The sequence below is a fragment of the Brevundimonas sp. Leaf363 genome (genome assembly GCF_001424025.1).
Classification (GTDB): Bacteria; Pseudomonadota; Alphaproteobacteria; order Caulobacterales; family Caulobacteraceae; genus Brevundimonas.
The window spans coordinates 53,364-66,530 of the sequence record NZ_LMPZ01000005.1 but is presented as its reverse complement, the minus strand read 5'-3'; the positions used below and the strand labels follow the sequence as shown (position 1 = coordinate 66,530).

At 68.1% G+C, this 13,167-nt stretch carries 10 protein-coding genes; 7 read left to right on the top strand and 3 right to left on the bottom strand.

Going from position 1 to position 13,167, the window contains the following annotated elements:
- Positions 1–52: 52 nt before the first annotated feature.
- Positions 53–829, bottom strand: coding sequence for a transglutaminase family protein (locus ASG17_RS14410; RefSeq protein ID WP_056105202.1), 777 nt, complete (start codon positions 827–829; stop codon positions 53–55).
- A gap of 229 nt (positions 830–1,058) precedes the next feature.
- On the opposite strand from ASG17_RS14410, the gene ASG17_RS14405 reads away from it, so the two are divergent.
- The 7 genes from ASG17_RS14405 to ASG17_RS14375 all read left to right on the top strand — a co-directional run bounded on the left by ASG17_RS14405 (position 1,059) and on the right by ASG17_RS14375 (position 9,911).
- A complete protein-coding gene (locus ASG17_RS14405; RefSeq protein ID WP_056105200.1) occupies positions 1,059–3,140 on the top strand; it encodes a TonB-dependent siderophore receptor in 2,082 nt (693 codons plus the stop codon).
- A 312-nt stretch (positions 3,141–3,452) separates the two neighbouring features.
- Positions 3,453–5,396 carry a peptide MFS transporter gene (locus tag ASG17_RS14400; protein WP_056105199.1) on the top strand — a complete coding sequence of 648 codons (1,944 nt, stop codon included), beginning with the start codon at positions 3,453–3,455 and terminating at the stop codon, positions 5,394–5,396.
- Positions 5,397–5,483: 87 nt separating this feature from the next.
- Positions 5,484–6,143, top strand: a complete 660-nt coding sequence (locus ASG17_RS14395; RefSeq protein ID WP_235560478.1) for a PepSY-associated TM helix domain-containing protein — start codon at positions 5,484–5,486, stop codon at positions 6,141–6,143.
- Between the two features lie 13 nt (positions 6,144–6,156).
- The gene (locus ASG17_RS14390) at positions 6,157–6,669 is read left to right on the top strand and encodes a DUF2271 domain-containing protein (RefSeq protein WP_056105197.1); all 513 of its coding nucleotides are present in this window, start codon (positions 6,157–6,159) and stop codon (positions 6,667–6,669) included.
- Between the two features lie 19 nt (positions 6,670–6,688).
- Complete coding sequence (locus tag ASG17_RS14385; protein ID WP_056105195.1) at positions 6,689–7,492, top strand: DUF4198 domain-containing protein; 804 nt, start codon at positions 6,689–6,691, stop codon at positions 7,490–7,492.
- Positions 7,493–7,575: 83 nt separating this feature from the next.
- Positions 7,576–8,571: an FAD:protein FMN transferase gene (locus tag ASG17_RS15885; protein ID WP_235560477.1), complete on the top strand. Its 996-nt coding sequence runs from the start codon at positions 7,576–7,578 to the stop codon at positions 8,569–8,571.
- Complete coding sequence (locus ASG17_RS14375; RefSeq protein ID WP_056105192.1) at positions 8,568–9,911, top strand: sulfite reductase subunit alpha; 1,344 nt, start codon at positions 8,568–8,570, stop codon at positions 9,909–9,911. Before ASG17_RS15885 ends, ASG17_RS14375 begins: the two co-directional genes overlap by 4 nt.
- Positions 9,912–10,055: 144 nt before the next feature.
- Here the strand turns inward: ASG17_RS14375 and ASG17_RS14370 are convergent, their stop codons facing one another.
- Together ASG17_RS14370 and ASG17_RS14365 are read right to left on the bottom strand one after the other, a co-directional pair.
- Entirely contained in the window at positions 10,056–10,742 is a 687-nt protein-coding gene (locus tag ASG17_RS14370; RefSeq protein WP_056105190.1) for a Fe2+-dependent dioxygenase, read from the bottom strand.
- Positions 10,743–10,819: 77 nt separating this feature from the next.
- Complete coding sequence (locus ASG17_RS14365) at positions 10,820–13,096, bottom strand: TonB-dependent siderophore receptor (protein WP_056105188.1); 2,277 nt, start codon at positions 13,094–13,096, stop codon at positions 10,820–10,822.
- Positions 13,097–13,167 lie beyond the last annotated feature (71 nt).

The window sequence follows — 13,167 nt, the reverse complement described above, 5'->3', positions numbered from 1 at the left end:
ACCCAGTCGCTACGCGACCGCCCTCCCCGGGACGGAGAGGGAAAGGGTCGCGCTAACCCTCGTTCACCGTCACCGACTGCCACACCAAATCGGCGAAGCCCTGGGTGCTGAGGAAGGCGATGTCCGCCGCATCATGGCCGCAGGCGATGCGGACGATGCCGCCGATGGGCGCCAGGCCGGTCGGATCGACCAGCCACCAGCTGCCCGCCAGATAGACCTCGAAGATCGCGTGGAAGTCCGGCGGCGCCAGCTGGTGCGCATAGGCGCTGACCGCACGCGCCGGGATGCCCGACGCCCGGCACAGGGTGATGCCCAGGTGGCTGAAGTCACGGCACACGCCGGCGCGGTCGATGAAGGTGCGCGATGCGGTCGTCTCGGCGTTCGACACGCCCGGCACATAGTCGATGTGGCGGTTGATCCAGTCCAGGATGGCCAGCACCCGGTCGCTGCCGCGCTTGCCGTCGAACTCGCGCAGGGCGAAGCGGACGAAGGCGTCGGACGGGCAATAGCGGCTGGGCCAGACCCAAGTCAGCATTTCGGGCGGCATCTCGGTCCAGTCGTCCTGGGCCAGGCCCGGCGGCAGAATCTGCAGGACGCCGTTGTCGACCGTCGCCTCATAGCGAACCGAGACTTCGCCGCTCAGCTCGGCGCGCAGCATTCGCGCGCCCGAGTCGGGCTCGATATCGACGCGGAAGTCGACGGGCGGCGTGACGACCAGCGTCTCGTCGAGGATCGTCTGACCGGGCCAGTGGGCCGCCTGGATCTTGAATACGGCAGGGGTGGGCGGCTCGAACCGGTAAACCAGCTCGGCGCGAACGGTCAGCTTCATGGGATGCGTCATACAGTCGGGGACCGCCACAACGCCAGCCCTGCACGCCTGTTCCGAAGTTAACGCCGATAAGTATTCGCACGGACGTTTCGAACAACATCGAGATCTAGACCTATGCCGTTCATTACGTGGGCGTAATCTGTCCGAGATTTAATCCACCTGTCCAGCTTGTAACTGGAGTGCAATGTAGCTCGCCGTCAGAAAGCCCCCAACAAACAAGGGGACTGACATGACCAAGGCGCTGCTGCTGGCCACCACCGCGATGCTGCTCACCGCCGGCGCTGCGATGGCCGCCGAGCCCGAGCCGCAGGCCGCCGCCCAGGCGCCGGTCGCCACCGGCCCCACCACGACCAGCCCGCTGGTCGATGCGGCCCAGCAGGGCGTGCTGGTGTTCGAACCCGAGTTCTTCACCGCCAGCCAGCCGAACACGGCGCTGGACATGGTCTACCGCGTGCCGGGCTTCAATCCGAACGACGGCGACGGCGGCCGGGGCTTCGAAGGCGCGGTCGGCAACACCCTGATCAACGGCGCCCGCCCGGCGTCAAAGAACGACGCAGGCACCAGCGCGCTGAATCGCATCCCCGCCAACCGGGTGGAGCGCATCGAGCTGATCCGCGGCGGCGCGCCCGGCATCGACATGCAGGGCTATTCGGTCGTCGTGAACGTGATCATCAAGGCCGGCGCCAGCAGCGAGCACATCCTGCAGGCCGACGGCGTCCTGTTCGGCGACGGCGGTCAGGACGTCTATGGCCTGCGCTATCAGTTCACGCACCGCGACGGCGAACGGACCTGGGGCGTCATCGTCGTGGACGGCATCGGCACCAGCGACAGCAACGGGCCCGGCGTGTCCATCCGCCGTGCGGCCGACGGCACGATCCTGCGCCAGGATGACTACGTCAACGACGGCTACGGCGGCGGCCAGGCGATGCGCATCAACTATGCGTCCCCGCTGCTGGGCGGCAAGATCGACCTGACGACCCGTTACGGCATCAGCGACTGGCAGTCCTACGAACGCTTCACCGGCGTCGACAGCCTGCGCCTGGCCCAGGACAACAGCGATGAAAAAGATTTCGAGTTCGGCGCGACCTACACCCGCCCCCTGACCGACAAGCTGAAGTCCGAGACCCGCTTCATCCACACGGCCGAAAGCTCGGAGTATGTCTCCAGCTACGACCAGACGTTCGGCGGCGTGGACGATCCCGAGGAAGTCTTCGGCTCGAACGCGGACTCCTCCGAGACCATCCTGCGCAGCCTGCTGCGCTGGGAGCGCAGCCCGAACATCACCTTCGAGGGCGGCGCCGAGGTGGCGTACAACAAGCTGGACGCGGTCCAGTCCTATTCCATCGGCGGCGAAAACATCCCCCTGCCCTCCGACGAGATCGTCGTCGAGGAAACGCGCGGCGAAATCTTCGGCAAGTCGACCTGGCGCGCCCGCCCCAGCCTGTCGGTCGAGACCGGCCTGCGCCTGGAGGCCTCGACGATCAGCCAGTCGGGCGACCAGGACAACGAGCGGACCTTCTACTTCGTCAAGCCGCGGGCCCAGGTCACCTGGACGCCGTGGGCCGACAATCAGTTCCGCGTCCGGTTCGAGCGCGAGGTCGGCCAGCTGGACTTCGGCGACTTCGCGGCCAGCGCCAGCCTCAGCGACGACAATGTCCTGGGCGGCAACGTCAACCTGCAGCCCGAGGACCGCTGGATCGGCGAGATCGCCTATGAGCGCCGTTTCTGGGGCGAAGGCGTCTTCTCGATCGGCTATCGCCACGACGAGATCCGCAACGTCATCGACCGCATCCCGCTGGAAGACGGCCTCAGCGCCGTCGGCAACATCGGCGACGGCACGCTGGACCAGCTGTCGCTGAACATCGTGGTGCCGACCGACAAGCTGGGCGTCACGGGGGGCCGTTTCACCTTCCGCAACGATTGGAACCACACCGAGGTCACCGACCCCACCACGGGCCGGACGCGCGCCATCTCGGGCCTGCGCCCCAGCCAGCCGAACATCGCGTTCTCGCAGGATCTGCCGCGCTGGAAGCTGAATTACGAGGTGGCCTATCTGCCGATGCTGCGGCAGTTCACCTATTCGCCGGACCAGACGTTCGGCTTCACCGGCTCGGACTATTTCCAGGCCTCGATCGAATACAAGCCGCAGCCCACGCTTTCGATCAAGGCGTCGGTGAACATCTGGAACGACTTCAACGTCTACCGCACGGTCTATGCGGATCGCACCGCCGCCCGTCCGATCGCCTTCACCGAAGAGCGCAACATCGACCCGCGCGAGTTCATGACGATCACCGTGCGCAAGACCTTCTAGGGCCGAGTCGGCCCGGCTCGCCCGGGCTCGGATCTTCGGCCCGCTCAAGACGCGAGGCTCAAGGCGCTCCGGCCAACGGAGCCGTTCTCCTGCCCTGCCGGCGACATCTGCTCCCGTGGATGTCGCCGGTTTTGTGTTCAGATCCTTCGCCGGACGGGAGGGGTCGTGACCCCGATGCGACGACGCGTCGCCGACACACGCTTGTCACGCTGGCCGTCAGATGGTCCTATCGCCGCTTCCTATGATGCGGGCGGAGGGCCTGCGTCATTTCCGGGCCGGGCGGCCCGGCCATAGTCGCTTTCAGGGGTCGGCATGAATCTCGTCATCTTGTTGGGGGTGGTGATCACCCTCGCCACGGGCCTGCCCGTGCTTCTTCAAATTCTGAAGAACCACCCGCGCGGCCTGATCATCTGCTTCTTCGCCGAGATGTGGGAGCGGTTCTCATTCTACGGCATGCGCGGCCTGCTGATCTTCTATCTGACCCAGCACTTCCTGTTCGACGACGGCTTCGCCACCGGCCAGTACGGCACCTACGGCTCGCTGGTGTATCTGCTGCCGCTGATCGGCGGCATCGTGGCGGACCGCTACATCGGCACGCGCAAGGCCATCATGTTCGGCGCCGTCCTTCTGGTGCTCGGCCACGGCCTGATGGGCTTCGAAGGGCGTCCGGCGACCCAGACCCTGCAATACGGCGGCCAGTCCTACGCCATCCAGATGGAAGGCCGCGCCGACGGTCGCGAGAGCCGCGTCCTCATCGACGGCCAGCCCTATGCCTACGCCTCGAGCGAGACCGGTTTGGCCATCGAGGGTCTGCCGGCGACCGCTTCGGTCCCCGCCGTCCTGCCGACCGGCCAGTACGAGCTGTCGGCCCAGCGTGACCCGATGGGGGTGAACGTCTTCTACCTGGCCCTGTCGCTGATCATCATGGGCGTGGGCTTCCTGAAGCCGAACATCTCCACCCTGGTCGGCCAGCTCTATCCGCAGGGCGATCCGCGCCGGGATTCGGGCTTCACCCTCTACTATTACGGCATCAACCTGGGGGCCTTCTGGGCCGCCGTCCTGTGCGGTTACCTCGGTCAGAACTTCGGCTGGGGCTGGGGCTTCGGCCTGGCCGGCATCGGCATGGCGCTGGGTCTGGTCGTCTTCTGGCTGGGCAAGCCCCTGCTGCAGGGCAAGGGTGAGAGCCCCTACCCCGAACTGATCAAGAAGCCGCTGGTCGGACCGATCAACCGCGAATGGCTGATCTACATCCTGGGCTTCGTCGGCGTCGGCGCGCTGTTCTTCGTCGTGCCGAACCACGAACTGGTCGGCATCGGCCTGCTGCTGTCCACCATCGCGGCCATCGGCTTCATCGCCTGGTTCATCATCTTCAAGCTGCGCGGCGACAAGGTCGCGCGTGAGCGGATGATGCTGGCCAGCGTGCTGATCTTCGGCTCGGCGGTCTTCTTCACCCTGTTCGAACAGGCCGGCTCCAGCCTGAACCTGTTCGCGGACCGGAACGTGGACCTGTCGATCACGGCCACGGCCGGCACCCTGTTCGGCATTCCCTACGGCACCCCGGCCCAGATGGCGGCCGCCGGCCTGTCGACGACCGGCTTCTGGATCGACACCACCATCACGGCGGCCCAGACCCAGTCGTTCAACGCCGCCTACATCCTGATCTTCGCGCCGGTGTTCGCGGCCCTGTGGGCCTTCCTGGGGGCGCGCAAGATCGACCCGAACCCGGTCGTCAAGTTCGGCCTCGGCATCATCCAGGTTGGCCTGGGCTTCCTGGTCGTGGTCTGGGGCGCCAACTCCGGCATGGTCGATGACGCCTTCCGCACACCGGTCGTGCTGCTGGCCCTGCTCTATCTGCTGCACACCACGGGCGAGCTGTTCCTGTCGCCGGTCGGCCTGTCCGAGATCACCAAACTGTCGGTCGCCTCGATCGTCAGCTTCATGATGGCGGTGTGGTTCATGTCCTCGTCGATCGCGCACTTCATCGGCGGCATCATCGCGGGCATGGCCGGGACCGAAACCGTCGGCGGCCAGGTGACCAATCCGCAGGCCGCGCTGAACGCCTCGCTCGAGAGCTTCAACGCCATCGGCTGGGTAGGCGTCGGCATCGGCGTCTTCTTCCTGGTGATCAGCCTGTTCATCGCCAAATGGTCGAACGGCGCCAACGACGCCGGCAACCACCCCGGCCCCGTCATCACCGACGGCGGCAAGGAAGACGGCAACATCGCCAAGCCGGGCGATTCCACGGTCGGCGCGTAAGAGGCTTTCCGCAGCGCCTTCCTCCGGGGAGGCGCTGCGATCCTTTCTGCTATTGCAAACCGTTCTCAGCTTTGGCACAGCCAAGGCGTGACCGCGTCCATCCCCGCCCCTGCCGTCCGAAAGCCCCCGCGGCCGCCCAGCGCCGCGCGAGCCTTCTGGCTGAAGCAGCTGCATTCCTGGCACTGGATCTCGGCGGCGCTCAGCCTGGCCGGGATGTTCCTGTTCGCCATCACCGGGATCACGCTGAACCACGCGGCGCAGATACCGACGCCGACCAACACCGCTGAACAGACCGCCACCGCGCCACAGGCGGTGCTGGACGCCCTGGCGGATTTCCCGGCCGACACCACCCGCCCCGTGCCCCAGGCCGTCGCGCGCTGGAGCGCGGGGGCGCTGAAGGCCGACATCGCGGGCCGCGCCACCGAGACCACGGCCGAGGAAATCTACGTCGCCCTGCCCATGCCCGGCGGCGACGGGTGGGTCACGATCGACCGTTCAAACGGCGAGGCGGTCCACGAGCGCACCACGCGCGGTTGGGTCGCCTACCTCAACGACCTGCACAAGGGGCGCAACGCGGGGCTGGCCTGGTTCATCTTCATCGACGTCTTCGCGGCCGCCTGCGTGATTTTCGCGGTCACCGGTTTCGCCCTGCTGTTCCTGCACGCGCGAGGCCGCGTCTCGACCTGGCCGCTGACCCTGATGGGGCTAGCCATCCCCGTCATCATCGCCCTGATCTTCATCCACTGACGAGTTGCCTCTGATGCGTGTTCTCCCCACCGCGATCGCTGCTGCCGGCCTCGGCCTGGCCGCCACGCCCTCCCTGGCCGCCGATATCCAGATCTCGGTCGAGTTGCCGCAGATCCAGACCGCCGCCTATCATCGGCCCTACGTCGCCATCTGGCTGGAGACGCCGGATCAGACCGCCGTGCGCACCCTGGCCGTCTGGTACCAGCAGACTCCGAACCGCGAGGGCGACGGCCGCGACTGGCTGAAGGACCTGCGCACCTGGTGGCGCAAGGGCGGCCGAGCCATGACCATGCCGGCGGACGGAGTCTCGGGCCCGACCCGCGCGGCTGGTCGCCAGTCGATCACCATTCCCGCCCGCCGCCTGAGTGGCGTAGCCGCCGGCCAGTACAACCTGGTCGTCGAGGCCGCGCGCGAACAGGGCGGCCGCGAGGCCGTGCGCGTGCCCATACGCTGGGGCGCGGCCAACGCCGGCTCCGGCCAGGGCTCCACCGAACTGGGCGCCGTGCGCGTCACCGTCACTCGCTAGACCCCAAAGGACCGTCGCCATGAAGAAGAAGATCGTCGCCCTGATGGCCCTCGCCGCCGCCCTGGCCGCGCCGTTGTCGGCGCAGGCCCACCGCGCCTGGATCATGCCCACCTCCACCGTCCTGTCGGGCGGCGACGCCTGGGTCGGGTTCGACGCCGGCATGTCGACCAATCCGTTCGAGGCCGACCACGCCGCCATGCGCCTGGACAATCTGGTGGTCACCGCGCCGGACGGATCGACGATCCAGCCGGAGAACGTCAACGTCGCCAAATACCGCTCGACCTTCGACGTCCATCTGACCCAGCCGGGCACCTATCGCATCGCCAATGTCGGCGGCGGGGTCATGGCCACCTATATGTTGAACGGCGAGCAGCAGCGCTGGCGCGGCCGGGCCGAGGAGTTCCCGGCCGCCATCCCCGCCGGCGCCACCGACGTGACCCCGACGCGGAACAGCAGCCGCACCGAGACCTTCGTCACCCTGGGCTCGCCCAACGACACCGCCTTCACCAACGCCGGCGATGGCCTGACCCTGATCCCGGTCACCCATCCGAACGACCTGGTCGCGGGCGAGCCGGCGACGTTCAAGCTGTCCAAGGACGGCGTGGCGGCCTCGGGCGTCGCGGTCACCGTGCTGCGCGGCGGCCAGCGCTATCGCGACAATCCCGAGGAAACGACGGTCACCACCGGCGCGGACGGCGCCTTCACCGTCACCTGGGGCGAGCCGGGCCTGTACTGGATCAATGCGGCGGTGCGTACGCCCGCACAAGGCGATACGATCGCGGCCAATGCATCCTACGTGGCCGTTTTCGAGGTTCTGCCCTGAGCGACAATCCGTTTCACCGATCAGCCGGCGCGCCCGCACCCGTCGATCTGAACCCCCAGACGCGCGACGACCACCGGGTCCTCATGCCGACCGGCGACATCGCGCCCACCCCGCCGCCCGGCGACCGGGTCGTGGGGCTGGACGGCGAGACCATGGGCACGACCTGGCGCGTGCGTCTGGTCCTGCCGACCGGCGACGAGGAGGCGCGCCTGCGCGCCGCCATCGAGGAAGAGCTGGCGGGGATCGTCGCGGTCTTCAGCCACTGGGATCCGCGCAGCGAGGTGTCGCGCTTCAACACCGCGCCCGCCGGGGTCTGGGCCTTGTCCAAGACCTTCTGGTCGCTGCTGGACCAAGCTCTGGACATCGCCGATCAGACCAATGGCGCGGTCGATCCGACGCTCGGCGCCCTGGCCGATCTATGGGGCTTCGGGCCCGCCGGCCGGCGTCAGCCGCCCCTGTCGCCCATCCCATCCGACGAAGAGATCGAGGCGGCCCTGGCCGTCAGCGGCTGGCGGTCCCTGCGCCTGAACCGCGAGGCGCGCGGCGCCATGCAGCTGGGCGGGATGAAGCTGGACTTCTCGGGCATCGCCAAAGGCCATGCCGTGGATCGCGTGTCCGAACGCCTGACCAGCGAAGGCGCCACGTCGCACCTGATCGAGATCGGCGGCGAGCTGCGCGGCGCGGGGGTCAAGCCCGACGCCCAGCCCTGGTGGGTCAGCATCGAACAACCGGACGGGTTGGAGGCGCCGCGCACCGTGGCGGCCCTGTTCGACCTGGCCGTCGCCACGTCCGGAGATGCCCTGAACGCTTTCGAGCACGACGGCCGCCGCTATCCGCACACCATCGACGGATCCACCGGCCGGCCGATCGACAACGGCGTCGTCTCGGTCACCGTGATCCACGCCTCGGCCATGGTCGCCGACGCCTGGGCGACCGCGCTCAGCGTCATGGGGCCGTACGAAGGTCCGCCCTACGCCGAGATGGCCGAGATCGCCGCACACTTCGTCGAGCGGACGTCGCGCGGACTGGTCGAGCACATCACGCCCGCCTACCGCGCCATGATGGACGAGGGCGATTGACCAGCGATCCGGCCCGCCTGTGGGCCGCGGCCGGCGTGCTGGGGCTGTGGCTGATCCTGCTCGTTTGGACAGTCTGGCGCGCGCGCCAAAAGGCCGCGCCGGTCGGGCCGACGGGCGGCGACGCCGTCCTGATCGCCCACGCCAGCCAGACCGGCTTCGGCGAGGCCCTGGCCGAGATGACGGCCCAGACGATGCGTGGCGCCGGGATCTCGGTGCGCCTGATCGCCTTCTCCGCGATCAACGCCGCGACCCTGAAGGCCGCCAGACGCGCCTTGCTGATCGTCGCCACGACCGGCGAGGGCGACGCGCCCGACAGCGCCGCGGGCTTCGTGCGACGGGTCATGAAGGACGCGCCGGACCTGTCGCACCTGTCCTATGGCCTGCTGGCGCTGGGCGACCGGGAGTACGACCAGTTCTGCGGCTTCGGCCGAGGCATGGATCACTGGCTGCGGGCCGCCGGCGCCGCGCCCCTGTTCGACCCGGTCGAGGTGGACAACGGAGATCCCGGCGCGGTCCGCCATTGGCAGCATTCCGTCAGCCAGGCGCTGGGCGCCGCCCCCGGCCCTGACTGGACGCCGCCCGCCTATGAGACCTGGCGACTGACGGAGCGCACCCTGGCCAACCCCGGCAGTCCCGGCGGCGAGGCCTGGCGCCTGACCCTTGAGCCCGCCGGCGCGCTTCCGATCTGGGCCGCCGGCGACATCGCCGAGATCGGGCCGCCCGGCGACCCCGCTCCCGCCGCCCGCGAATACTCCGTCGCCTCCATCCCCGCCGATGGGCGGGTGGAGCTACTGGTTCGCCTGATGCAGCATCCCGACGGGACGCCCGGCCTCGCGTCCGGTTGGCTGACGCATGATCTGGCGCTCGGCGGCGACGTCCCGATGCGCCTGCGCGCCAACCGCGCCTTCCACGGCCCAGCCGCCGCGACGCCGATGATCCTGATCGGCAACGGCACCGGGATCGCAGGCCTGCGCGCTCACCTACGGTCCCGCGCCGGCAACCCGAGGCAAGCGGGGGCCTGGCTGCTCTTCGGCGAGCGCACCGCCGACCACGACCGCTTCTACGACGCCGAACTTCAGGCCTGGCGCGCCTCGGGCGTTCTGACGCGCCTCGACCGCTGCTTCTCGCGCGATGCGGGCGACGGACGTTACGTCCAGGCACTGGTCCCCGAAGCGGCTGACGATATCCGCGCCTGGATCGAAAGGGACGCGGCGATCTACGTCTGCGGCAGCCTCAAAGGGATGAGCCAAGGGGTCCATGCGGCGCTGGAATCAGCGCTGGGCGTCGACCGGCTGGCGGACCTGCTGGAGACGGGGCGGTACCGACGGGACGTGTACTGACAATGCGCGGGACACTCTCCGCCTCGTGGGCGGAGACAGCGAGCGCAGCGAGCAGAGGCGGGCAAGTTGTCCTGCCTCAACCTTTCGGGCCCGCCTCTGGCGACTGCGTCGCCTGTCTCCGGCCAAGGGGCGGAGAGCTTTAGCTCACACCTCGGCCCAGCGCCGCAGCAGGTTGTGGTAGACGCCGGTCAGCTCGATCACCGCCTGATCCGTCGGGCCCTTCTCGGCCGCCACGCGCTGGATGGCCACGTCCATGCGGAACAGCATTTCGCGGTCGCCGTCGTCGCGGATCAGGCTTTGCAGCCACAGAAACGAGCTGACCCGCGCGCCGCGCGTCACCGGCGTGACCCGGTGCAGGCTCTTGGACGGATAGAGCACCAGATCGCCCGCCGGCAGTTTGACAACCTGCGGCCCGTACATCTCCTCGACGACCAGTTCGCCGCCGTCATAGTCCTCGGGCTCGGACAGGAAGAGGGTGGCTGACAGGTCGCTCCGTATACGGATTGTCCCGCCGTCGCGCGACTGGCGGATCGCATTGTCGACGTGCACGCCGAAGGTCTCGCCGCCCTGATAGCGGTTGAACAGGGGTGGAAAGATCGTGTGTGGCAGGGCTGCCGCCACGAACATCGGATGGGCCTTCAGCGCCTGCTCCACCAAGGCCGACACCTCGCGTGCGATGGCGCTGTCCTCCGGCAGCTGCTGGTTGTTCTTGGCGCTGGCGGCCTGGTGGCCTGAGGTGAGGTTGCCGTCCGTCCACGGACCGGCGTCCAGCCTGCGCCGCAGCTCGGCGACTTCCGCCTTGGTGAACACGCCGGGGATGTGCAGCAGCAAGGGTCGATCCTCGATAAGAAACGGCGGCCCGGGCGAAAGCGCCGGGCCGCCGTCAGTCTAGGCCGGGAGGGCCTGTCTCAGAAGCGCATGTTCAGCGTCAGGATCGCGGAGCGGCCCGGCGCGACATCGGCGTGGTGCACGCCGTTGGTGCGGATGATGTATTCCTCGTCCGAGGCGTTCTGGACGTTCAGTTGCAGGCTGGCCCGCTCGGTGAGATCGTAAGAGGCGTAGGCGTCGATCCGCGTCCAGGCCGGGGCATAGACCCGGTTCGCGCCGCCGCCGGCGCCACCCTGGTTGCCGCCGAAGCTGTCCGACACATGATAGACGCCGCCGCCGACCGTCAGCTTGGGCAGCAGGCGATAGGTCGTGAACAGGCTGAACGAGTGCTCCGGCGTATTGGCCAGCGGATCGCCGATGTTCACATTGGTGTAGGCGCCCGAGACCAGTTCACTGTCCATGTAGGTATAGCCGCCGAACACCTGCCATTCGCGGGTGACATTGCCCGAGAAGCCCAGCTCGACGCCCTGCACCTCGGCCTCGCCGGCCTGTTCATAGACGCCCGGGGCCACCTGGATCTGCGCGTCTTTGCGCTCCAGCCGGAAGAGGGCGGCGCTCAGATGCAGCTGGTCCCGCATCAGGCTGGCCTTGGCGCCGATCTCGTAGCTGGTGGTCTGCTCCGGATCGAGCAGCTCGGTCGCCAGATTGCCCGTGCCCATGCCCGAACCGCCGTTCTGGTCGCCCGCCGAGATGGTCGGCGGCGTCGAAGAGGTGGCGTAGGAGGCGTAGAGGCTGGTCCAGGCGGTGGGCTTGTAGACCAGCCCCACCTGATAGTTGACGAAGTCCCACTCGCCTGACGTCGGCGTGTAGATCGGCGCCGCCACCGTGCCCGTCGCCGTCACGCCCTCGACCGAATAGTCGTCCCAGCGCAGGCCCAGATTCAACAGCCACTGCTCGCCGAAGCTGATGGAGTCGAAGGCGTAGATGCCGACCGTGTCGGTCGTATTCGAGCTGATCAGGCCGCGCGCGATCGTGCCGGTCCAGGGATCGGTCGGGTCCGGATTGTACAGCGGCGTGCAGTCGAACCCGGTCATCGGCGCCGGGCAGGCCGAGCCGCCCGTCGTGGTCACGATGTAGGAGGCGTTGTGATTGTCCTCGGTCGAAAGCTCCACGCCGACGTTGAAGCTGTGCTCGATCCCGCCGGTCGAGAAGGTCCCGTACACGTCGGTGACGTTCGCCAGGGTCTCGACCGGATTCCAGCGCGACTTCAGGCCTCGCTTCATCCAGTAGACGTCGCCGATCAGGACGACGCCGCCGTTCGTGATGTTGCCGCCGTCGCCGGGGTTGGTGACGACATAGTCGTTCAGCGTCTCCGAGTATCGGGTGACGTTGCGGATCGCCAGGTTCTCGCTGAACCGGTGCTCCAGCTTCACCGTCACGCTGTCGACCGTATTGGTCAGATAGTCACGCGCCTCGAGCCCGTAGAAACTGTCGTAGGGCACGTCCAGAACGCCGCTGTCGGTCGTCCGTACACCGATCTTCGTGAACAGCGGGATGCCGTAGTCGGGCATCTGATCGCTATCGAGGTGGTAGTAGTTGATGCTCGCGGTCGTGTCGGTGCCCAGGCCGGTGGCCAGCGCCATGGCGAAGCCCTGGCGGTCGAAGTCGACGCTGTCGCGGCCGGCCACGTCGCCTTCGGTCGCCATCAGGTTCAGGCGGAAGGCGGTCGTCTCGTTCAGCCGCCAGTTTCCGTCCACCGCGGCGCGGTAGTAGCTGTCGGTCCCGGCGCCGGCCGAGACGTTGACGAAGTCGGTCAGGCGCGGCGTCTTGGAGGTCAGGTTGATCGAGCCGCCGCCCGAGCCGCGGCCCGAATAGACCGAGTCAGGGCCCTTGATGACCTCGACCTGCTCCAGATCGAAGACCTCGCGCTGCTGGCCGCCGCTGTCGCGGATGCCGTCCACAAAGACGTTGTTGCCAGAGGCCTGACCCCGGATGAAGGGGCGGTCGGCCAGCGGCTGGCCGCCCTCGCCGGCGCCGAAGGTGATGCCCGGCGAGGTGCGCAGCAGGTCCTGCAGCGAAGTCGCGGCGGTCTGTTCGATGATCTGCTGGGGAATGACGGTGACGGCGCGCGGCGTGTCGACGAGGGGTGCGACATACTCAGGCGAGGCCGGCTCGCGACGCTGGCGCTGGCCGTTCACGTCGATGGTCCCCAGATCATCCGCGTTGGCCATTTCGGCGGCCGTCGCCATCGCGCTCGCGGCGGGCTCAGCGGCCTGGGCAGGCTGGACGCACAGCATGCCGGCGGCGCTGGAAGCGGCGAGAAGGGTACTGAGCGCGGCAGCGCGGGATTGTGACATGGAAGCCCCCAAGGCATCTGACATTGCGATGCGCTCGCAATAGCAGCTTTGCCTTTCGGGTCCAGATGTTT